The organism is Streptomyces sp. NPDC003248, assembly GCF_055563235.1.
This window is the reverse complement of sequence record NZ_JBVHDT010000027.1, coordinates 1-21395: the sequence shown is the minus strand read 5'-3', so window position 1 is coordinate 21395 and position 21395 is coordinate 1. Positions and strand designations below refer to the sequence as shown.

17 protein-coding genes are annotated in these 21395 nt (G+C 70.0%); 13 read left to right on the top strand and 4 right to left on the bottom strand.

Annotation, left to right across the window (positions count from 1 at the left end; translation table 11 throughout):
- Nucleotides 1-146 precede the first annotated feature (146 nt).
- The 3 genes from ACZ3KJ_RS34865 to ACZ3KJ_RS34855 all read left to right on the top strand — a co-directional run bounded on the left by ACZ3KJ_RS34865 (nt 147) and on the right by ACZ3KJ_RS34855 (nt 2005).
- Nucleotides 147-1241, top strand: coding sequence for a S8 family serine peptidase (locus ACZ3KJ_RS34865; protein WP_467532916.1), 1095 nt, complete (start codon nt 147-149; stop codon nt 1239-1241).
- Between the two features lie 64 nt (nt 1242-1305).
- On the top strand, nt 1306-1644 hold the full coding sequence (locus ACZ3KJ_RS34860; RefSeq protein WP_467532915.1) for a WXG100 family type VII secretion target: 339 nt from the start codon (nt 1306-1308) through the stop codon (nt 1642-1644).
- Between the two features lie 58 nt (nt 1645-1702).
- A complete protein-coding gene (locus tag ACZ3KJ_RS34855) occupies nt 1703-2005 on the top strand; it encodes a WXG100 family type VII secretion target (protein WP_467532913.1) in 303 nt (100 codons plus the stop codon).
- 202 nt (nt 2006-2207) lie between these two features.
- On the opposite strand, the gene eccCa is transcribed toward ACZ3KJ_RS34855, so the two are convergent.
- Nucleotides 2208-6179 (bottom strand): type VII secretion protein EccCa, encoded by a 3972-nt coding sequence (eccCa, locus tag ACZ3KJ_RS34850; protein WP_467532911.1) that lies wholly within the window; start codon nt 6177-6179, stop codon nt 2208-2210.
- 314 nt (nt 6180-6493) lie between these two features.
- On the opposite strand from eccCa, the gene eccD reads away from it, so the two are divergent.
- Both eccD and ACZ3KJ_RS34840 read left to right on the top strand, forming a co-directional pair.
- A complete protein-coding gene (gene eccD / locus ACZ3KJ_RS34845) occupies nt 6494-7999 on the top strand; it encodes a type VII secretion integral membrane protein EccD (protein ID WP_467532909.1) in 1506 nt (501 codons plus the stop codon).
- 227 nt (nt 8000-8226) lie between these two features.
- Complete coding sequence (locus tag ACZ3KJ_RS34840) at nt 8227-9762, top strand: outer membrane protein assembly factor BamB family protein (RefSeq protein ID WP_467532907.1); 1536 nt, start codon at nt 8227-8229, stop codon at nt 9760-9762.
- An 80-nt stretch (nt 9763-9842) separates the two neighbouring features.
- Here the strand turns inward: ACZ3KJ_RS34840 and ACZ3KJ_RS34835 are convergent, their stop codons facing one another.
- Nucleotides 9843-10136 carry a DUF397 domain-containing protein gene (locus ACZ3KJ_RS34835; protein ID WP_467532905.1) on the bottom strand — a complete coding sequence of 98 codons (294 nt, stop codon included), beginning with the start codon at nt 10134-10136 and terminating at the stop codon, nt 9843-9845.
- 463 nt (nt 10137-10599) lie between these two features.
- On the opposite strand from ACZ3KJ_RS34835, the gene rpsO reads away from it, so the two are divergent.
- The 5 genes from rpsO (at nt 10600) to ACZ3KJ_RS34810 (ending at nt 16086) form a co-directional block, all read left to right on the top strand.
- Nucleotides 10600-10887 carry a 30S ribosomal protein S15 gene (gene rpsO / locus ACZ3KJ_RS34830; RefSeq protein ID WP_043504552.1) on the top strand — a complete coding sequence of 96 codons (288 nt, stop codon included), beginning with the start codon at nt 10600-10602 and terminating at the stop codon, nt 10885-10887.
- Between the two features lie 332 nt (nt 10888-11219).
- Nucleotides 11220-13439, top strand: coding sequence for a polyribonucleotide nucleotidyltransferase (locus ACZ3KJ_RS34825; RefSeq protein ID WP_389520106.1), 2220 nt, complete (start codon nt 11220-11222; stop codon nt 13437-13439).
- A complete protein-coding gene (locus ACZ3KJ_RS34820) occupies nt 13436-14815 on the top strand; it encodes a M16 family metallopeptidase (RefSeq protein ID WP_467532903.1) in 1380 nt (459 codons plus the stop codon). Before ACZ3KJ_RS34825 ends, ACZ3KJ_RS34820 begins: the two co-directional genes overlap by 4 nt.
- Before the next feature lie 47 nt (nt 14816-14862).
- Nucleotides 14863-15615 carry a 4-hydroxy-tetrahydrodipicolinate reductase gene (gene dapB / locus ACZ3KJ_RS34815; RefSeq protein ID WP_389520102.1) on the top strand — a complete coding sequence of 251 codons (753 nt, stop codon included), beginning with the start codon at nt 14863-14865 and terminating at the stop codon, nt 15613-15615.
- A gap of 12 nt (nt 15616-15627) precedes the next feature.
- Nucleotides 15628-16086, top strand: a complete 459-nt coding sequence (locus ACZ3KJ_RS34810) for a DUF485 domain-containing protein (RefSeq protein WP_467532902.1) — start codon at nt 15628-15630, stop codon at nt 16084-16086.
- 210 nt (nt 16087-16296) lie between these two features.
- On the opposite strand, the gene ACZ3KJ_RS34805 is transcribed toward ACZ3KJ_RS34810, so the two are convergent.
- Together ACZ3KJ_RS34805 and ACZ3KJ_RS34800 are read right to left on the bottom strand one after the other, a co-directional pair.
- On the bottom strand, nt 16297-16851 hold the full coding sequence (locus ACZ3KJ_RS34805; RefSeq protein ID WP_467532901.1) for a hypothetical protein: 555 nt from the start codon (nt 16849-16851) through the stop codon (nt 16297-16299).
- 125 nt (nt 16852-16976) lie between these two features.
- Nucleotides 16977-17213, bottom strand: coding sequence for a hypothetical protein (locus tag ACZ3KJ_RS34800; protein ID WP_467532899.1), 237 nt, complete (start codon nt 17211-17213; stop codon nt 16977-16979).
- A 213-nt stretch (nt 17214-17426) separates the two neighbouring features.
- On the opposite strand from ACZ3KJ_RS34800, the gene thyX reads away from it, so the two are divergent.
- From thyX to ACZ3KJ_RS34785, 3 genes are all read left to right on the top strand, one after another.
- Complete coding sequence (gene thyX, locus ACZ3KJ_RS34795) at nt 17427-18167, top strand: FAD-dependent thymidylate synthase (RefSeq protein ID WP_467532897.1); 741 nt, start codon at nt 17427-17429, stop codon at nt 18165-18167.
- 193 nt (nt 18168-18360) lie between these two features.
- Entirely contained in the window at nt 18361-19260 is a 900-nt protein-coding gene (gene dapA / locus ACZ3KJ_RS34790) for a 4-hydroxy-tetrahydrodipicolinate synthase (protein WP_467532896.1), read from the top strand.
- Between the two features lie 142 nt (nt 19261-19402).
- Nucleotides 19403-21088: a ribonuclease J gene (locus tag ACZ3KJ_RS34785; RefSeq protein WP_467532893.1), complete on the top strand. Its 1686-nt coding sequence runs from the start codon at nt 19403-19405 to the stop codon at nt 21086-21088.
- The last annotated feature ends 307 nt before the right edge of the window (nt 21089-21395 follow it).

Here is a 21395-nt window from a genome sequence, read left to right as displayed (position 1 = left end):
GGAGCGCGTCTTTCGCGGGACGGAAAAGCCGGAGACGGGTTTCCGCCGTCTGTTCAGCGCTTGGCGCCTTGGCTGTCCTGTCGGCAGGTCTGGCTCCGAGTGCGGCGGCCACGGACGTCCAGTCCCAGCAGTGGTACTTGTCGGCGATGAAGGCCGACGAGATGTGGAAGGTGAGCACCGGCAAGGGCGTCAAGGTGGCCGTTGTCGATTCCGGTGTCAACCCCGACACTGCCTCTCTGAGCGGCCAAGTACTCGCTGCCGAGGTGCCCGACGCCGTCGGCTACAAGGCGACTGAGGACTACGACGGCCACGGGACGAGCATGGCGGAACTGATCGCCGGGACCGGTGCCGATGGGGGACTGAAGGGGCTGGCGCCGGGGGCGAAGATCGTTCCATACCGGATCGCGACGAGCCAACTGAAGAATGACAGCGAGAAAAAGAAAGCTCCCGCACTGCCGGACGTGATCAAGGCAATCGCTGACAGTGACGCCAAGATCATCAGTATGTCCTTCACCGAGGACATTCAACGGCCGGAAGTTCTCGCGGCTGTCGAGTATGCCCAGTCCAAGGGTAAGTTGATGATCGCGGGCACCGGAAATGACGCCCAAGAAAAGAACTTCATCGGATACCCAGCCGCCTACCCCTACGTAGTCGGCATCGCCGCTTCGGACGAGTCCGGCACCGTCGGCAAGTTCTCCGAGTACGGCAACTACGTCGACCTGGCCTCGCCCGGCCTGGACGTCCCCACGTGGTGCGACAACACCTTCCAGTCGTACTGCCCGAGCCAGGGCACCAGCCAAGCCACCGCCATAGCCTCCGCCTCCGCCGCCCTCATCTGGTCCGCCCACCCCGACTGGACGGCCAACCAGGTCCTCGCCAGCCTGATCGACACCGCCGGACGTGACTGGGCGAAGGACGACCCGAGCACGTATCTCGGGTACGGGCTGATCCGGCCCCGCAAGGTGCTGGAGGACAGCGACTACGACCCCGGCGCGGCCGGCACGGACCCGCTCGCGAAGGAGAACGTGACGGGCGTCACGGGTGACGACTCGCCCGCTCCGTCCGCCTCGGCCTCGTCACAAGGGTCCAAGGGCGCTTCCGGCGGCCAGACTTCGGCTGCGGGATCGAGCACGGAATCGTCCGACAACACCACCCTGTGGGTGGCTCTCGGAGCCGCGGGAGCCGTCCTGGTGATCGGTATCGGTGCCTTCGCGGTGATCCGCTCCCGTCGAGGAGCATGACGGCTCACGCCGCCAGTCACATCCGTTCCAACGCACCACAGCTCTTACGAAAGGGAGTGCCGACATGGTCGACCGCAAGCTCAATGACAGCGACGTAAAGCAACTCCAGACCGAAGTCATCGACCGCTACGACAACATCCGGCAGTCGCTCGCGAAGCTGCAGGGCACGATCGACATGATCGAGAAGGCCTGGACGGGCCAGGGCGCCAACGCGTTCAACGCGAAGCAGACGGAGATCAACGGCCGCATGGCCTCCATCGGCAGGATGCTCGACGACTTCCTCGAGGGCATCCACATGACCGCGACCGACAAGCGCAACCTCGAGGACCAGATCGAGGCCGACCTGAACAAGATCTCGACCGAGGACCTCGGTGGTAAGACCTCGGCTCTCAACAGCTACTGACGCGCCGTCGACGGAACCGAGCCACCGTCACACCATCTCCTGAGAAACGAGGAACAAGATGTCCGGAGTCCACTACGACGAGCTTGCCGTCACGTACGGCACGATGGACGCGCTCGCCACCGAGCTCGGCGACCAGGCCAAGAAGCTCGAGGACGACCTCGAGGCCCTGAAGCAGGCGGTGCTGAAGGTGTCCGCGGGCTGGGGCGGCGAGGCGTACAGCGAGTTCGAGAAGAAGACCAAGAAGTGGGACGAGCACGCCCGGGCCATCCACGCGGCGCTGGTCCAGATCTCGCAGAAGGTCCACACCGCCGGCGGTGACTACCGTGGTGGCGACCTGAAGGGCGCCAGCTACTTCATGTGACGCCGGCGGCATGGTGCGACGGGGTGGGTACGCGCGGGAGGTGCCCACCCTTTGCCATACCCGCGGTACCGGCTCAAGACGCCGGCGTGTGGCGCCTTCCACCCGGCCCACCCCGAGCGAGGACACACGACGGCGGGCCCAGGAGGCTCCCCTCCCGGACCCGCCGCTCACCGCCGGAGGGGCGAGCTCCGGCGGTACCGCCTCAGTAGACGCCCTCCGGCGCCAACCCCACCTGCACCAACGGCTTCCCCCGCCGCCGCGAGACGAAGATCCCGCGCCCCGCGGGCATCGGCCGCGGCCGGACCCCGCCGAGGAGGTCTCCCTCTCCGGGATCGCCCGCGAGCACCACGCCCTGTGCGCCGAGTTCCTTGATGCGCTGTGTGAACGCCTCGTAGGAGGCGCGGCCCGCGCCGGCCGTGGAGCGGGCGATGATGAAGCGGACGCCCACGTCCCGGGCGAAGGGGAGCAGTTCGGTCAGACCGGCCAACGGGTTTCCGCTGGACGTCGCCACGAGGTCGTAGTCGTCGATGACGACGAACACCGTCGGGCCCCGCCACCAACTGCGGTCCCGCAGCTCCCGCGCGGTCACCTCGGCGGTCGGCGTGCGGCGCTGCATCAGGTTGGCGAGGGCGGACATGTGGTGGTCCATGGCGTTGGACATCGGAATGTACTCGGCCAGGTGGGAGGCCGGGGTGACGTCCAGCAGGGAGCGCCGGTTGTCGACGACGAACAGCTTGCACTCGTCGCCGGAATAGCGTTCCGTCAACTGCTTGATCAGCAGCCGCAGCAGATTCGACTTGCCCGACTCGCTCTCGCCGAAGACGAGGAAGAACGGGTCCTGTTCGAAGTCGACGAAGACCGGTTCGAGGTTGTTCTCGTCGAGGGCGAAGGCGACACCCTGCTGCGGGAACCGGTCGCCCGCCGGCAACTCCGCGGCGGGGAACTCCCGCGGCAGCAGCCGCACCTCGGGAGCGGGCGGCGCCTGCCAGTGGCGGGTGACCTCCGCCGCCAGCGCCTGCGTGGCGTCCGAGAGGTCCGTGTCCGAGGCCAGCCCGTCGATACGCGGCACCGCCGCCATGAAGTGCAGCTTCTGCGGCGACTGACCGCGGCCCGGGACCCCCGCCGGGACGTTCGCGGCGATCTTGCGGTCCAGCTCGGAGTCCATCGTGTCGCCGAGCCGCAGCTCCAGGCGGTTCATCAGGTGGTCCTTCATGTTCGACCGGACCTCCATGGAACGCGAGGCCGTCAGGACGACGTGGATGCCGTAGCCGAGACCGCGCGCCGCCATCTCCAGGACGATCGGCTCCAGGGTCTCGTAGTCGGCGCGGAAGTTGCCCCAGCCGTCGACGATCAGGAAGACGTCGCCCCAGGGCTGGTCCGTCACCGAGATCTCACCCCGTGCCCGCCGCGCCCGGAAGTCGCCGATCGACGGGATGCCCGCCGAACGGAAGTACTCCTCGCGGCGGGTCATCACGCCGTACACCTCGGCCACCGTGCGCCGCACCCGCTCCGGGTCCAGGCGCGAGGCCACCCCGCCGACGTGCGGGAGCCCGGCCACGGCCGCCATACCGCCGCCGCCGAAGTCGAGGCCGTAGAACTGCACCTCGTACGGCGTGTGGGTCAGGGCGAAGGAGCAGATCAGGCTGCGCACCAGCGTCGACTTGCCGGACTGCGGGCCGCCCAGGATCTGCATGTGGCCGGCCGCGCCGGAGAAGTCCACCCAGAGGGCGTCACGACGCTGCTCGTACGGCTTGTCCACCAGCCCGACCGGCACTACGAGACGGCCCGCGCCCTCGTAGCCGGGCTGTGTGAGGCCGCGGCCCGGCACCGCGGCGAGCCCCGGCAGGAGCGCGTCGAGCGACGGCGGGCTGTCCAGCGGAGGCAGCCACACCTGGTGTGCCGCCGGGCCCTGCGCCTCCAGCCGGCGCACGATCACGTCGAGGACCGTGTCCGCGAGGGCCTCGTCGACCTCGGGCTCGTCCGCCGCGGTGTGCTGCTGGGGCACCTGCGCGTACCGCACCGGCACCTCGGCCGCCGTGAACAGCACCGGCCGCCGGTCCACCGGCAGGGCCGCGCCGGCCGGCCCGGTCCGCTGCGGGCCCGAACGGTAGACGCCGGAGACGTAGGCCGCCTTGAACCGCACCATCTCGTCCGTGCCGAACTTCAGGAAGCCCGACCCCGGCACGTTCGGCAGCTCGTAGGCGTCGGGCACGCCGAGCGCGGCGCGCGACTCCGCCGCCGAGAACGTCCGCAGACCGATGCGGTACGACAGATACGTCTCCAGGCCGCGCAGCCGGCCCTCCTCCAGGCGCTGGGAAGCCAGCAGCAGGTGGACGCCGAGCGAACGGCCGATACGGCCGATCTGCACGAACATCTCGATGAAATCGGGCTTCGCCGTCAGCAGTTCGCTGAACTCGTCGATCACCAGGACCAGGGAGGGGATGGGCTGCAACGGCGCGCCCGCCGCCCGGGCCTTCTCGTAGTCGTGGATGTTGGCGTAGTTGCCGGCGTCCCGCAGCATCTCCTGACGCCGGTTGAGCTCGCCGCGGATGGAGTCGCCCATGCGGTCGACCAGGGTCAGGTCGTCGGCCAGGTTGGTGATGACGGCCGCGACGTGCGGCATCTGCGCCATGCCGGCGAAGGTCGCGCCGCCCTTGAAGTCGGCCAGGACGAAGTTCAGGGTCTCCGAGGAGTGGGTGACCGCCAGGCCCAGTACCAGTGTGCGCAGCAGCTCGGACTTGCCGGAGCCGGTCGCGCCCACGCACAGGCCGTGCGGGCCCATGCCCTCCTGGGCCGCCTCCTTCAGGTCGAGCATGACGGGACGGCCGTCCTCGCCGACGCCGATCGGCACGCGCAGCCGCTCCGCCAGCGAACGCGGCCGCCAGGTGCGCCGCGGGTCCACGGACGCCGCGTCGCCCAGATTCAGCAGGTCGGTGAATTCCAGGTTGGCCAGCAGCGGTTCGTCGTCGTCGCCGCCGGACGCCATCCGCAGCGGCGCCAGCTGCCGCGCGAGCACCTCGGCGGCCTCGTACGACAGGACGTCGGGCGTCCCCTCGTAGACCACGCCGTGCCCCGACTCCAGGTGCAGTGCGCCCGGCTGTACGACGATGTCGAGGTCGCCGCCCGCCCCGGTCAGCTCGCCGGGCACGATCTCGAGGACCGTCACGCCCTGGAGGCCCTCGGGGTTGGCCAGGAGCGAGTCCGGGGGGAGCGAGAGACCGTCGAGGAGCACGACGATGTGCGGCTCGTCCGGCAGGGGCGCGGCGCCGGGGTGGAAGCGGGGGCGGCCGGTGAGCCGGGACGACAGCAGGTTCTCCAGTTCACGCGCGTCACCGCCGATCAGCCGACGGCTGCCCGCGCCGTCCACGGCGTCCGGCGCCTGCACGTGCGGCAGCCACTTGGCCCACTCCCAGTGGGCCAGTTCGTCCCGGCCCGCCGCGATGACGACGACCAGGTCCTCGGGGGAGTGCAGCGCGGCCAGCGAACCGGTCAGGGCCCGGACCGAGGAGCGTACCGACTGCGGCTCGCCGCTGACCGTCATGTGGTAGAACGCCCGCAGCGAGACGGCCATCGGCAGGTCGTCCAGGGTGCCGTGGACGGCGAGGAACCGTTGCAGGGCACCCGCGGTCAACGGCTCCAGCTGCTGGACGGGGCCGGTCTCCGGCGCGATGAGCGGCGTGGCGAGCGTCTGGGCACCGAGACCGACCCGGACCTGGGCGAAGTCCTCGTCGCCGGGCCGCCGTTCCCACACCCGGCTGCCCTCGGCGACCAGCGCCCACAACTGCTCGGGGGAAGGGTGCAGGTAGTACTGCGCGTCCCGCTGCGCCCTGGCCGTCTCCGCGGTCGTGCGCCGGGTCTGCGCCAGGTAGCCCAGGTAGTCGCGGCGCATGTCCGCCAACTGTCCCTGGGAGCCGCGACGGAAGCGGACCACCATCGCGATGGACATGGCCACCGTCGAGGCGATCATCACCATGCCCATGATCTTCATGAACGGCTGCCCGCTCGTGAAGAAGAAGACCACCGAGCCGCCCATGCCGAGGGTCGGCAGCAGTTGCATCAGCACGCTCTCCTGATGCCCCCGAGGCAGCTCGGGCGGAGGCTGCACGGCGATCTCACCCGTGGGCACCTCGGACGGCAGCGACCTCGGAGGGCGCTTCACGACGATGTGGCTCACTGCTCACCAATTCCCTTGCCGGCCCCGGAAGTAGGTCCGCCAACCCCGTGTCAGGCGGACGCAGGCCGCCGCGCGATCCTACTGACTTCTTGTGGGACGAGAGGGAGGTAGGGTGCCGGATGTTCGCGTGAGCACATGCGGCAGGGGCCGTCGAGGCGGGGACATTCCGCGAGAATCGGGATGCTTCGGCGTTCGGCGGCCGCTCGACGGCGTCGGTTCCACCGCCCGGCCGTATCCACCGGCACCGCGGGGCGCGAACCGGCGTGAAATCTTCACAGCACCGACGCGGGACCATCACTGAGGGGGAGCAGCAGGTGAGCATCACGGCCTCCGCGGCAGCCACCGGGGGAGGGCACGGGACGGGAGCCGCCTCCCGGACGGGCCTCGGCTTCTGCCGGGTCACGATCGTCGCGCCCGACAGCAGGATCGACGTCGCCCTGCCCGACGACATCCCCGTCGTCGACATCTATCCGGAGATCCTCAGGCTCTCCCGGCAGAGCCCCGCCGAGGGCGCCCCGGTCGGTTACCACCTGGTGCGCCGGGACGGCAGGGTCCTCGACGGATCGCGCTCCTTCGCCGCCCAGCACATCCTCGACGGCGAACTCCTCACCCTGCGCCCCTTCGCGGAGTCGCTGCCCCCGGCCGTCCACGACGACGTGTCCGAGGCGATCGCCTCGGCGGTGACCCGCGAACACACCCTGTGGAGCGGCGACCTGACCCGCGCCGCGGGCCTCGTCGGCGGAGGCGTCCTGCCGGCCCTGCTCGCCTTCGTCGCCTGGACGGGCGACCCACGCCACGACATGCACTCGCTGCCCGGCGTCCTCGCCGCGGTCACCGGCGTCCTGCTGGTCGCCCTGGCCTGCGTACGGGCCCGCGTCTACGACGACCGGCCCTCGGCCGTAGCCCTCGGGCTCGGTGCGCTGCCGAACGTCGGTGTGGCGGGTTCCGGCCTCCTCCCGCTCGCCGACGGCCAGGGCATCGGCAAGCTCCAGTTCCTCCTGGCCTGCGCGGCGGTCCTGCTCGCCGCGGTCCTCCTCACCCTGTGCTCCCCCGGCGGCGACGCGCCCTTCGTCGCCGGCGCGGTCGCCTCCGGCGTCGGCCTGGCGGCGGTGTTCGCGGCGATCCTCCTCCACTGGTCGCCGGCCGAGACCGCTGCCCTGTGCGCGCCCGTCGCGGTGGGCGCGCTGGCCTTCCTGCCCGGCCTGTCCATGCGCTTCGCCCGGCTGCCCATCGGATTCGACGCCCCGGACACCGCTCCCCGCAGCTCCTACGGCGCCGATCCGGCCCCGCAGGAGCCGGTCGACGTGGAACGGATCGCCGCCCAGGCCCGCCGTGGCCACGAGCTTCTCGTCGGCCTGGTCGGTGGCTGCGCGGCGGTCGTGGTCGGCGCCTGCGCCGTGCTCGGCTTCTCCGACGGGGTCTGGGCCCAACTGCTCGCGCTGGCCGTCGGCATCGCCCTGCTGATGCGCGCCGGTCTCTTCCGGTACACCGCCCAGGTCGCCCCCCTCCTCGCAGCCGGCCTCGGCTCCCTCGTGCTCCTCGGGCTCGGTCTGGCACTCAACCCGCCGTTCTCCGTGGTCCGTGACGCCCTGACGGGTGACCGCACCGACCTCGACATCCGCACGATCTGGCTCGTCGCGGCGATCGCGGCGGCGTCTGCGGTCATCACCGCCGTCGGCCTGATCGCCTCCCGGGGCGGGGTCACCCCGTTCTGGGGGCGCTTCCTGGAGATCGCCGAGGGCTTCGTCCTGCTGACGCTGGTCCCGTTGGCGCTGGCCGTCTTCGACGTGTACACGGCCGTGCGGTCGATGACGAGCTGAACGCGGCGCCACCATCCGGCGCCCGTCGGAGTGCGCCGCGGACAGCGGCGGCCGACCGTGTGCGGCGCCGGGCACGGTCGACCGCCTGCAACGCGCACGCTGTGCGGGCGAGTGGCCGTGTCCGGCTGAGCACCGTCCAGCTCGGCGACGGACCCGGCGCGCCGTCGAGCGGAAGGCCCGCCGCCCTGCGCGGCCGTTCGAGCGCACTACACGGAAAGGAACGTCGAGTGAGCTTCGGCCCGCCCCCGTCCGTCTACACCCAGTCCGCCGTGACCGCCGAGGCCGAACGGACCAGGCGACGCCGGAAGGCGCTGCTGTGGTCGCTGGCCGTGGTCCTCGTCGCGGCACTGGGCACCGGTGGCTGGTTCCTCTGGGGCGCCGGCTCCGGAGGGTCGAAGAGCCCGACGGACACGCCCTCCGCCCAGGGACGCCTGGACGTCCGGGAATCGGTGGAGGAGCAGCCCGCCAGCACCGTCGGCACGATGGCCTTCCGTCTCTCCGTGGACGACATGACCCCCGGCGAGAGCTACGAGATGCCCGGCATGTGGGCCACGGACAAGATCCTCGCCAAGGGCATCGACAAGACGCTCGTCGGCTTCCGCCTCGGCACCGACGCGTCACCCGGGGACGAGAAGTGGAAGCTGGCCCTCGACGGCCCGATCTGCGGCTACACCCGCCATGTCACCAACGAGAACCGCACCGCCGTGCTGTACCGCGCGAGCACCGACGAGGAGGCTTTCTGCGACCACGTCGTCTTCTTCGACCTCGACGACGGCCGCGAGATCTGGTCGCACGACTTCCCCGTCGCGGCCATCGGGACCACCACGGGCACTCCCCGCAACGGCGGCGTCCAGGACCCGCCGAGCGTGACCCTGACGCACGACACCGTCGCCGTGACGTGGGGACGCGGCACCGTCGCCTACGCCATGGACCACGGCACGAAGCGGTGGAGCACGTCGAACACCGGCGCCTGCCATGACGGGGGCGCCGCCGGAGGAGGCGCGCTCCTGGTGCGCGAGGAGTGCTGGAGCGACGACGAGAGCCTGGCCGTCGACTCCTGGGAGCGCATCACGTACAAGGTGCGCGAGGTCGACCCGGCCACGGGGCGCACCCTGTGGACCTACTCCGCGGCGAAGGGCGTGCGCCAGGTCGCGGTCCCGTCCACCGATCCGGTCGTCCTCGCCGTCTCCGCGGGGGACACCGGCTTCACCGAGCTGCTCTCGCTGGACGCCGACGGCACGAACCGCGCCACCATCAGTCTCCGGAACGGCACGTACGTGGGGGATTGCTCGTACTCCACCGACTACATCGTGATCGACGACTGCCCGACCATCGCCGTGGGGGACGGCCAGGTGTTCGTGCGCAGCAAGGACGTCATCGAGAAGACCACGTCCAACTGGATCATCGGCTTCGACCTGGCGACCGGGGACAGCACGCAGAAGTTCGAGTCCGGCGCCAACGCGCTGCTGATCCCGGTGCGCACGAGCGGCGACCGGCTCCTCGCCCTCCGCGAGAGCCAGGACCACCTCTCGCCCACCGCGCTCGTCGGCCTCGACCCGGAGACCGGCGAGGAGACCCCGTACTTCTACTTCGAGCTGTCGGCCGAGGCCGAGAACTTCACCTCGATCGACTTCAACGACGTCATCGTCCAGAACGGCCGTCTCTTCTTCGGCGTCAGATCCGCCACCGGCCCGGCCGCCGACCAGTCGAAGTGGGTCTGTCTCGTCCTCGGCATCGAGAGCCAGGCGACGAAGAAGCAGTAGTGCGGCCGCCGCCGCGCACGGGTGTACGGCGGCGGGGACGGGCCCCGGGGACTGCTTCCCCACCGCCGTACCGGGACCGCCTACACGTCCAGCCCCCCATTGTGCGGCGCCGGCTCCAGATCGAACTCCCCGTCCCGCGCGCCCAGCACGAACGCCTGCCACTCCGCCTCCGTGTACCGCAGCACGGTGTCCGGGTCGAGCGACGACCGCATCGCCACGGCCCCGCCCGGCAGGTACGCGATCTCCACGCGCTCCTCCTGCTCCTCCGTACCCGGCGCGCACTGCCACTCGACCCCGGAGATGTCGAGCGCGTACAGCTCGTCCCGCTCCCGTTCCTTGCGGGCCCTGACGTCCTCGTTCGTTTCGTCCGCCATGGCGCGGCGACCCCTTCCCGACGCACGGATGATCCAACCCGTCACCCTAGGGTGCTTCTGATGGATCTCCGCGGCGTCCCGACGCCCGGCACGCTCCCCCACTGCCTGAACGGCGTGGGCGGTACCCCCACTCACCGCACGGTGCGGAGGGCCAGGTGGCTCCGCCACATGACCCGCCGCACCGCACACCGAGAGCACGCACCGAACGCCGCTCCTTCTTCCACGGAGATCCATCAGAAGCACCCTAGCGGCAGCGCCCGTGCCGCCCACCCGGTTCGGCGACCGGTGCCGGAGCGGTCCCGGCCTGCTGGTACTGTGGGTGACGGCCGTCTGTGTACGCACCCCCGGAGCCCCGCTCCGGAGGCCGCGCCCAGCGGATCCCCGCCTCCCGAGTAACGGAAGCTCCCCCGAGACGCAGACCGGGGGCACTCGGTGGGCATCCACACATCTTCGAGGAGTACGCGTGTCGCTCGACGCCGCAGTGAAGAAGCAGATCATCTCCGAGTTCGGTACCAAGGAGGGCGACACCGGCTCCCCCGAGGTCCAGGTCGCTCTGCTGTCCCGTCGGATCTCCGACCTGACCGAGCACCTCAAGACCCACAAGCACGACCACCACTCCCGCCGTGGCCTGCTGATCCTGGTCGGTCAGCGCCGCCGGCTGCTGCAGTACCTGGCGAAGAAGGACATCCAGCGCTTCCGTACGCTGGTCGACCGCCTCGGCATCCGCCGTGGTGCGGCGGGCGCCAAGTAAGACGCCGTGAAGGGAGCGGTTCCCGTGACGATCGGGGGCCGCTCCCTTTGCCGTACGTACGGAAACGTGCGGAGTGTCACTCACGCTTTGTAGTGTGGTAGCACGACGCACATCACACCACGCACCATCACGCAGTAGCACGCACGACACCAGAACGAGGAGGAGCGCACCTAGCCGCCGCCGGTCCTCGGTAGTGGCCCCCGGGGGGAAGCGAGCCCCGGGTGCTTCGATCGAAGACCGGCCCGCACCGCACGGAGCGCTTCTCCGCCACCGTCCCCCTGCCACACGGGCAGCCGAGGGACGAAAGACGACAAGTAACGGAGAAAACGCTAGTGGAGAACGAGACCCACTACGCCGAGGCCGTCATCGACAACGGCTCCTTCGGCACCCGCACCATCCGCTTCGAGACCGGCCGCCTGGCCAAGCAGGCCGCCGGCTCCGCCGTGGCGTACCTGGACGACGACACCATGGTGCTGTCGGCCACCACCGCCTCCAAGAACCCCAAGGACCAGCTCGACTTCTTCCCCCTCACGGTGGACGTCGAGGAGCGGATGTACGCCGCCGGCAAGATCCCCGGCAGCTTCTTCCGCCGTGAGGGCCGTCCCTCCGAGGACGCCATCCTCACCTGCCGCCTCATCGACCGCCCGCTGCGCCCGTCCTTCAAGAAGGGCCTGCGCAACGAGATCCAGGTCGTCGCCACCATCATGGCGCTCAACCCCGACCACCTGTACGACGTCGTCGCGATCAACGCCGCGTCCGCGTCCACGCAGCTGGCCGGTCTGCCCTTCTCCGGCCCGATCGGCGGCGTCCGCGTCGCGCTGATCAACGGCCAGTGGGTCGCCTTCCCGACGCACACCGAGCTCGAGGACGCCGTCTTCGACATGGTCGTCGCGGGCCGGGTCCTGGAGGACGGCGACGTCGCGATCATGATGGTCGAGGCCGAGGCCACCGAGAAGACCATCAAGCTGGTCGAGGGCGGCGCCGAGGCGCCGACCGAGGAGGTCGTCGCCGCCGGTCTGGAGGCCGCGAAGCCCTTCATCAAGGTCCTCTGCAAGGCCCAGGCCGACCTCGCCGCGAAGGCCGCCAAGCCGACCGGCGAGTTCCCGATCTTCCTCGACTACCAGGACGACGTCCTGGAGGCGCTGACCGCCGCCGTCAAGCCGGAGCTCGCCTCCGCGCTGACCATCGCGGGCAAGCAGGAGCGCGAGGCCGAGCTGGACCGCGTGAAGTCCCTCGCCGCCGAGAAGCTCCTGCCGGAGTTCGAGGGCCGCGAGAAGGAGATCTCCGCCGCGTACCGCTCGCTGACCAAGACCCTGGTCCGTGAGCGCGTCATCAAGGAGAAGAAGCGCATCGACGGCCGTGGCGTCACGGACATCCGTACGCTCGCCGCCGAGGTCGAGGCCATCCCGCGGGTCCACGGTTCCGCGGTGTTCGAGCGCGGCGAGACCCAGATCCTGGGCGTCACCACCCTCAACATGCTCCGCATGGAGCAGCAGCTGGACACCCTCTCCCCGGTGACCCGCAAGCGCTACATGCACAACTACAACTTCCCGCCGTACTCCACCGGCGAGACCGGCCGCGTCGGCTCCCCGAAGCGCCGCGAGATCGGCCACGGCGCCCTCGCCGAGCGCGCCCTCGTGCCGGTCCTGCCGACGCGCGAGGAGTTCCCCTACGCGATCCGCCAGGTCTCCGAGGCGCTGAGCTCCAACGGCTCGACGTCCATGGGCTCGGTCTGCGCGTCCACCATGTCGCTGCTGAACGCCGGTGTGCCGCTGAAGGCCCCCGTCGCCGGTATCGCCATGGGCCTGATCTCCCAGGAGATCGACGGCGAGACGCACTACGTCACCCTCACCGACATCCTCGGTGCGGAGGACGCCTTCGGCGACATGGACTTCAAGGTCGCCGGCACCAAGGAGTTCGTCACCGCCCTCCAGCTCGACACCAAGCTGGACGGCATCCCCGCCTCCGTCCTGGCCGCCGCCCTCAAGCAGGCCCGTGACGCCCGCCTCCACATCCTCGACGTGATGATGGAAGCGATCGACACGCCGGACGAGATGTCCCCGAACGCGCCGCGGATCATCACCGTGAAGATCCCGGTCGACAAGATCGGCGAGGTCATCGGCCCCAAGGGCAAGATGATCAACCAGATCCAGGAGGACACCGGCGCCGAGATCACGATCGAGGACGACGGCACCATCTACATCGGCGCCGCCGACGGCCCCTCCGCCGAGGCCGCCCGCACCACGATCAACGGCATCGCCAACCCGACGATGCCCGAGGTCGGCGAGCGCTACCTGGGCACGGTCGTCAAGACGACCACCTTCGGCGCGTTCGTCTCCCTGCTGCCCGGCAAGGACGGTCTGCTGCACATCTCGCAGATCCGCAAGCTGGCCGGCGGCAAGCGCGTGGAGAACGTCGAGGACGTCGTCGGCGTGGGCCAGAAGGTCCAGGTCGAGATCGCCGAGATCGACTCCCGCGGCAAGCTCTCCCTCGTGCCCGTGATCGAGGGCGAAGAGGCCGCCGACGACAAGAAGGACGACGCCGAGCAGTGACGTCCCGTAGCTCCAAGGCGACGGCCCGCACCTCTTCGGAGGCGCGGGCCGTCGCCCGTACCCAAACGCTGATCAAGGGCGAGAACGGCATCGGCACGGTCCGCAAGACCACCCTCCCGGGCGGCCTGCGCATCGTCACCGAGACCCTGCCCTCGGTCCGCTCCGCGACCTTCGGCATCTGGGCGCACGTCGGCTCCCGCGACGAGACCCCGTCCCTCAACGGCGCCACGCACTACCTGGAACACCTGCTCTTCAAGGGCACCACCCGCAGGTCGGCCCTGGACATCTCCTCCGCCCTCGACGCGGTCGGCGGCGAGATGAACGCGTTCACGGCGAAGGAGTACACGTGCTACTACGCGCGCGTGCTCGACGCCGACCTGCCGCTCGCCATCGACGTCGTCTGCGACATGCTGACCGGCTCCCTGATCCTGGAGGAGGACGTCGACGTCGAGCGCGGCGCCATCCTCGAGGAGATCGCCATGACCGAGGACGACCCGGGCGACTGCGTGCACGACCTGTTCGCGCACACGATGTTCGGCGACAACCCCCTCGGCCGCCCGGTCCTCGGCACGGTCGACACCGTCAACGCCCTCACCGCCGACCGCATCCGCCGCTTCTACAAGAAGCACTACGACCCCACCCACCTCGTGGTCGCCGCCGCCGGCAACATCGACCACAACAAGGTCGTACGCCAGGTGCGCGCCGCCTTCGAGAAGGCGGGCGCCCTCAAGGACCTCGACGCCGTCCCCATCGCCCCGCGCGACGGCCGGCGCGCGCTCCGCACCGCGGGCCGCGTCGAACTGATCGGCCGCAAGACCGAGCAGGCGCACGTCGTCCTCGGCATGCCCGGTCTCTCGCGCACCGACGACCGCCGCTGGGCCCTGGGCGTCCTGAACACCGCCCTCGGCGGCGGGATGTCCTCGCGGCTCTTCCAGGAGGTCCGCGAGAAGCGCGGCCTGGCCTACAGCGTCTACTCGTACACCTCCGGCTTCGCCGACTGCGGCCTGTTCGGGGTGTACGCCGGATGCCGGCCCAGCCAGGTGCACGACGTGCTGAAGATCTGCCGCGACGAGCTCGACCACGTCGCCGAGCACGGCCTGTCCGACGAGGAGATCGGCCGCGCCATCGGCCAGCTCAAGGGCTCCACCGTCCTCGGCCTGGAGGACACCGGCGCGCTCATGAACCGCATCGGCAAGAGCGAGCTGTGCTGGGGCGAACAGATGTCCGTCGACGACATGCTGACCCGGATCGCGGAGGTCACCCCGGACGAGGTGCGCTCGGTGGCCCGTGACGTCCTGGGACGGCGGCCGTCGCTGTCGGTCATCGGCCCGCTGAAGGACAAACAGGCGGCCCGTCTGCACGACGCCGTGGCCTGACACCAGTGATCACCTCCGGAAAAGCACCCTCGGTAAGGAAGCAACAGATGAGCAAGCTGCGCGTGGCGGTCCTCGGCGCCAAGGGCCGGATCGGGTCCGAGGCGGTTCGGGCGGTCGAGGCCGCCGAGGACATGGAACTGGTGGCGGCCCTGAGCCGCGGTGACAAGCTGGAGACGCTGGACGGGACCGGCGCCCAGGTCGTCGTCGAGCTCACCACCCCGGCCTCCGTCATGGAGAACCTGGAATTCTGCGTACGGCACGGTATCCACGCCGTCGTCGGCACCACCGGCTGGACCGACGAGCGCCTCGCGCGGCTGAAGGGCTGGCTGGCCGAGTCGCCGGAGACGGGCGTGCTCATCGCGCCGAACTTCTCCATCGGAGCCGTGCTGACCATGAAGTTCGCACAGATCGCCGCGCCGTACTTCGAGTCCGTCGAGGTCGTCGAGCTCCACCACCCGAACAAGGTGGACGCCCCCTCCGGCACCGCCACCCGCACCGCACAGCTCATCGCCGAGGCCCGCCGCAGGGCAGGCTCCGCCCCGGCGCCGGACGCCACCGTCACGGCCCTGGACGGCGCCCGCGGCGCGGACGTCGACGGCGTGCCCGTCCACGCCGTCCGCCTGCGCGGCCTGCTCGCCCACCAGGAGGTCCTGCTGGGCGGCGAGGGCGAGACCCTCACCGTCCGGCACGACTCCCTGCACCACAGCAGCTTCATGCCGGGCATCCTGCTGGGCGCCCGCCGCGTGGTGACGACCCCGGGCCTGACCTTCGGCCTGGAACACTTCCTCGACCTGAACTGAGCCCCGACCGTCATGCGCGCAAAGCTCTCCTACGCCCTCACGGCCGCCGTCCTGGTCGTCTACTTCCTCCTGGTCGGCACCCGTGGCGTCATGCTCATCCAGTCCGGCACGGTCCTGACCGTCACCTTCGGCGTGGCGGTGCTGATCCTGCCGGTCATCGGCGTCTGGTTCCTGTGGAAGAACACCCAGTTCGTCCGCCGCGCCAACCGGCTCGCCGCCGAACTCGACGCCGAGGGCGGCCTGCCCGTCGACGAGCTCAAGCGCACCCCCGGCGGCCGGATCGACCGCGACTCCGCCGACGAGGTCTTCGCCCGGCGCAAGGCCGAGACGGAAGCGGAACCCGACGACTGGCGGACCTGGTTCCGCCTCGCCGTCGCCTACCACGACGCCCGGGACACCCCGCGCGCCCGCAAGGCCATGCAACACGCGATCAGCCTGCACAGGAGCGCACGGCACCCGACCTCCCCCTGAGCCGGACGCCCCCGCCCGGGCGGAAGAGCACAGCCACAGGCACCCGGAGGCCGACACCGGGCGGAGAGCACAGCACACAGGTGCCCGGGGAGTCCGACACCCGGAGGCGGACCCCAGGCAGGGCGCACGGCCGCAGGCACCCGGAGGGTGACGGCGAGGGGCCCGACCGGCACACACGCCGGTCGGGCCCCTCGCCGTACAGATCCGGGCTCAGCGCCGCCCGTACTCCTCGGCCCAGGCCTCCACCGTGTCCGCGGCCCGGTCGAAGGCCTCGACCCGTCCGAAGAAGTCGGCCCCGTGCGTGGTCAGCAGCGGCAGGGCACCGTCGGTCGCGCGGTCCCGCCGCAGCAGCGTCAGGGCCTGGCCCTGCACGGTCCGCGGCAGACCCAGCCAGCGCACCGGCTGCTGCACGGTCCGTACGGCCGCCACCCGCCCCCAGGACACCGTCCGGGTGCGGAGGAAGCCCACGTGCCGCAGCCCGCGCGCACTCACCCATACGCCCATCCGCAGCAGCCGCAGCGCGGCGGCGATCACCAGCAGCGAGACGCCGAAGATCACGCCGGCCTCCGACACCGAGCTGGTCAGCGCGATCACGACCGCCGCGAACAGCACGTAGGAGGCGAGCAGCAGACACAGCGCGGCCGCGCCGACACGGCAGGGCCCGGGACGGTAGGGGCGCCGCCAGTGGTCACGGTCGTCGAAGGGCAACGCGACGTCGTCCACCGTTTCGAAGGCGCGGTCGGCCGCCAGGAAGGACAGGGGCACGGCTGGTCCTCACTCGATCCATGCGTGGGCTGTGCCCGCAGAGGCTATCCGCCCCCCGCCCGTCCCCACCACCTTCAGGGGCCCGTGGGGGTACTCCACGCACCCTTCGGACGACGGCGGAGAGGTCAGCGTCCCTCCGACGCCTGCGACTGCTGCGTGAGGGCGGACTGGTCCTGCGACAGCGCCGGCATCCCGATGACCAGGGATCCCACCAGCGCGGCCACGATGGTGAGCCCCAGCAGCCAGCGCCCGGCTATCTGCCCGACGGAGGACCGCTCCCGGGGCGGCGGGGTGACATTGCTGCGGAACTTGTCGGCTTCGGCGAGGAAGGCGAAGGGTACGGACTCGCGCCGACGGAACATGATGGGTCAGTCCTCCTTGGGAAGTCGCGTGGACGTCGTCACTGGTACGCGTCACCGGTACGCGTCACTGATACAGACGACCGGGTGCCCGAAAACGTGCCCCATTTCACGAGTCGTCCGGGACGAATCCGAGCCACGTCCGTGAGGTTCCGCCCCCGGCGCCCCCGTAGAGTTGACGCCGCGCTCAAGCCGATCCGGAAGGACCCCCGCACTGTGACCGACAGGCCCGCCGACGAAACCAAGATCTTCACCCGCAGCGACGTCACCGTCGAGCTGGTCAAGCACACCGCGTCCGACGCCGACGTGCTGTTCGCCGCCCGCGTCTCGACCGTCGGCGAGCAGTCCCTGGACGAGCTGAACAAGGACCCCGAGCGTTCGAAGGGCCTGATCAACTACCTGATGCGGGACCGCCACGGCAGTCCCTTCGAGCACAACTCGATGACCTTCTTCATCAGCGCCCCGATCTTCGTCTTCCGCGAGTTCATGCGGCACCGCGTCGGCTGGTCGTACAACGAGGAGAGCGGCCGCTACCGGGAGCTCGAGCCCGTCTTCTACGTCCCCGACGCCTCCCGCAAGCTCGTCCAGGAGGGCCGCCCGGGCAAGTACGTCTTCGTCGAGGGCACCGAGGCCCAGCAGGAGCTGGTCGCGCGCACGATGGAGGACTCGTACCGCGAGGCCTACATGGCTTACCAGGAGATGCTCGCCGCCGGTGTCGCCCGCGAGGTCGCCCGCGCCGTCCTTCCCGTCGGCCTGTTCTCCTCGATGTACGCCACCTGCAACGCCCGCTCCCTGATGCACTTCCTCGGCCTGCGCACCCAGCACGAGCTCGCCAAGGTCCCGTCCTTCCCGCAGCGGGAGATCGAGATGGTCGGCGAGAAGATGGAGGCCGAGTGGGCCAGGCTCATGCCCCTCACCTACGCGGCCTTCAACGCCAACGGCCGTGTGGCCCCGTGATCGAAGACGTATGTACGGATCATCCGTGCGAAGTGTCCGTATTGCGGCATTTGCGGAAGTTCATCTAGCCTGATCAAACGGACCCGGCACTGCTTGAACCCCCGAGCAGGCAGTGCCGGGCTCCATCTTTGTCACGACTTGTCGCCCGCCCCGAGGGCAGACCCCGCCCTGAGCAACGAGTAGCGTGTTACCCATGGCTCCGACCTCCACTCCGCAGACCCCCTTCGGGCGGGTCCTCACCGCCATGGTCACGCCCTTCGCGGCGGACGGCGCACTCGACCTCGACGGCGCACAGCGGCTCGCCACCCACCTGGTGGACGCAGGCAACGACGGCCTGATCGTCAACGGCACCACCGGTGAGTCCCCGACCACCAGCGACGCGGAGAAATCGGACCTGGTACGAGCCGTCCTGGAGGCCGTCGGCGACCGGGCCCACGTCGTGGCCGGCGTCGGCACCAACGACACGCGCCACAGCATCGAGCTGGCGCACGCGGCGCAGAAGGCGGGCGCCCACGGCCTGCTGGCCGTCACCCCGTACTACAACAAGCCCCCTCAGGAGGGCCTGTACCGTCACTTCACGGCCATCGCCGATGCCACCGAGCTGCCGGTCATGCTCTACGACATCCCCGGCCGCAGCGGCGTCCCGATCAACACCGAGACGCTCGTCCGCCTCGCGGAGCACCCGCGGATCGTGGCCAACAAGGACGCCAAGGGCGACCTCGGCCGCGCGAGCTGGGCGATCGCCCGATCCCGTCTCGCCTGGTACTCCGGCGACGACATGCTGAACCTGCCGCTGCTCTCCGTGGGCGCGGTCGGCTTCGTCTCGGTCGTCGGCCACGTCGTCACCCCCGACCTGCGCGCCCTCGTGGAGGCGTTCGTCGCCGGCGAGGTCCAGAAGGCCACCGAGATCCACCAGAAGCTGCTCCCGGTGTACACGGGCATCTTCCGCACCCAGGGCGTCATCACGACGAAGGCCGCCCTCACCCTCCAGGGCCTGCCCGCGGGCCCGCTGCGCGCCCCCATGGTCGAGTGCTCCGCCGAAGAGATCGAACAGCTCAAGATCGATCTTGCCGCGGGCGGGGTACAGCTCTGACACCAGACTTCACAACTGAATACGACCGAACACGGCAGGCCCACCGGCGCCTGCACCTTCCACACGACAACTGCTTCTGCACGAACGTCACGCGCGCCACGTGCCCGACCGGTACGTGGCGCGCGTGGTTGAGGAGAGTCTTTTGAGTCATCCGCACCCCGAACTGAGCCCGCCTCCGCCGCTCCCCGAGGGCGGCCTGCGGGTCACGCCACTGGGCGGTCTCGGAGAGATCGGCCGCAACATGACGGTCTTCGAGTACGGCGGCCGCCTGCTGATCGTCGACTGCGGAGTGCTCTTCCCCGAGGAGGAGCAGCCCGGAATCGACCTGATCCTGCCGGACTTCTCGTCCATCCGGAACCGCCTCGACGACATCGAGGGCATCGTCCTCACCCATGGCCACGAGGACCACATCGGCGGCGTCCCCTACCTCCTCCGGGAGAAGCCGGACATCCCGCTGATCGGCTCCAAGCTGACCCTCGCCCTCATCGAGGCCAAGCTCCAGGAGCACCGCATCCGCCCGTACACCCTCGAGGTGGCGGAGGGGAACCGCGAGCGCATCGGCCCGTTCGACTGCGAGTTCATCGCGGTCAACCACTCCATTCCGGACGCCCTCGCGGTCGCCATCCGCACACCGGCCGGCATGGCGGTCCACACGGGCGACTTCAAGATGGACCAGCTCCCGCTGGACAACCGCCTCACGGACCTCCACGCCTTCGCGCGTCTGAGCGAAGAGGGGATCGACCTCCTCCTCGCCGACTCGACGAACGCCGAGGTCCCGGGGTTCGTCCCGCCCGAGCGGGACATCTCCAACGTCCTGCGCACGGTCTTCGCCAACGCCCGCAAGCGGATCATCGTGGCCAGCTTCGCCAGCCACGTCCACCGCATCCAGCAGATCCTGGACGCGGCCCACGAGTACGGCCGCCGGGTCGCCTTCGTCGGCCGCTCGATGGTCCGCAACATGGGCATCGCCCGCGATCTCGGGTACCTCAAGGTCCCGCCGGGCCTGGTGGTGGACGTCCGCACCCTCGACGACCTCCCCGACCACGAGGTGGTCCTGGTCTGTACGGGCTCTCAGGGCGAACCGATGGCCGCGCTGTCCCGCATGGCCAACCGCGACCACCAGATCCGCATCGTCGAAGGCGACACGGTGATCCTGGCGTCGTCGCTCATCCCCGGCAACGAGAACGCGGTGTACCGCGTGATCAACGGCCTGACCCGCTGGGGCGCGAACGTCGTGCACAAGGGCAACGCCAAGGTGCACGTCTCCGGCCACGCGTCCGCCGGCGAGCTCCTGTACTTCTACAACATCTGCCGCCCCAAGAACCTGATGCCGGTCCACGGCGAATGGCGCCATCTGAGGGCCAACGCCGAGCTGGGCGCCATGACCGGCGTCCCGCACGACCGGATCGTCATCGCCGAGGACGGCGTCGCCGTCGACCTCATCGAGGGCAAGGCCAAGATCTCCGGCAAGGTCCAGGCCGGTTACGTGTACGTCGACGGCCTCTCGGTCGGCGACGTGGGCGAGCCGGCACTGAAGGACCGCAAGATCCTGGGCGACGAGGGCATCATCTCGGTCTTCGTCGTGGTGGACGCCTCCACCGGCAAGATCACGGGCGGTCCGCACGTCCAGGCCCGCGGTTCGGGCATCGAGGACTCGGCCTTCTCGGCCGTGCTCCCGAAGATCACCGAGGTCCTGGAGCGCTCGGCCCAGGACGGCGTGGTCGAGCCCCACCAGCTGCAGCAGCTCATCCGCCGCACGCTGGGCAAGTGGGTCTCCGACACCTACCGCCGCAGGCCGATGATCCTCCCGGTCGTCGTGGAGGTCTGACCCGCGGACCACCCGTCATCCGCGTGGACTCGGAGCGGGGCCCCTCGATTTGCATCGGGGCGCCCCGCTCCAGTACGTTTACGGCTCCGCCTGAACGGGAACCCGGCAGCTTCGAGCACGCAGGGACCACCCCGGAAGGGGCCGGGAAAACCGACTCAGAACTTCTGATAAAGTCGGAACCGCCGGAAAGGAAACCGCGAAACAAAAGCGGGAACCTGGAAAGCACCGAGGAAATCGGATCGAGAAAAGATCTGATAGAGTCGGAAACGCAAGACCGAAGGGAAAAGCCCGGAGGAAAGCCTGAGAG

Bases quoted from the DNA above. Each gene is read 5' to 3' on its own strand.
- ACZ3KJ_RS34860 (WP_467532915.1), top strand. From the start codon at position 1,306: ATGGTCGACCGCAAGCTCAATGACAGCGACGTAAAGCAACTCCAGACC.
- ACZ3KJ_RS34800 (WP_467532899.1), bottom strand. From the start codon at position 17,213: ATGTTCCGTCGGCGCGAGTCCGTACCCTTCGCCTTCCTCGCCGAAGCC.
- ACZ3KJ_RS34865 (WP_467532916.1), top strand. From the start codon at position 147: ATGAAGGCCGACGAGATGTGGAAGGTGAGCACCGGCAAGGGCGTCAAG.
- ACZ3KJ_RS34810 (WP_467532902.1), top strand. From the start codon at position 15,628: ATGCGCGCAAAGCTCTCCTACGCCCTCACGGCCGCCGTCCTGGTCGTC.
- ACZ3KJ_RS34855 (WP_467532913.1), top strand. From the start codon at position 1,703: ATGTCCGGAGTCCACTACGACGAGCTTGCCGTCACGTACGGCACGATG.
- ACZ3KJ_RS34835 (WP_467532905.1), bottom strand. From the start codon at position 10,136: ATGGCGGACGAAACGAACGAGGACGTCAGGGCCCGCAAGGAACGGGAG.
- dapA (WP_467532896.1), top strand. From the start codon at position 18,361: ATGGCTCCGACCTCCACTCCGCAGACCCCCTTCGGGCGGGTCCTCACC.
- dapB (WP_389520102.1), top strand. From the start codon at position 14,863: ATGAGCAAGCTGCGCGTGGCGGTCCTCGGCGCCAAGGGCCGGATCGGG.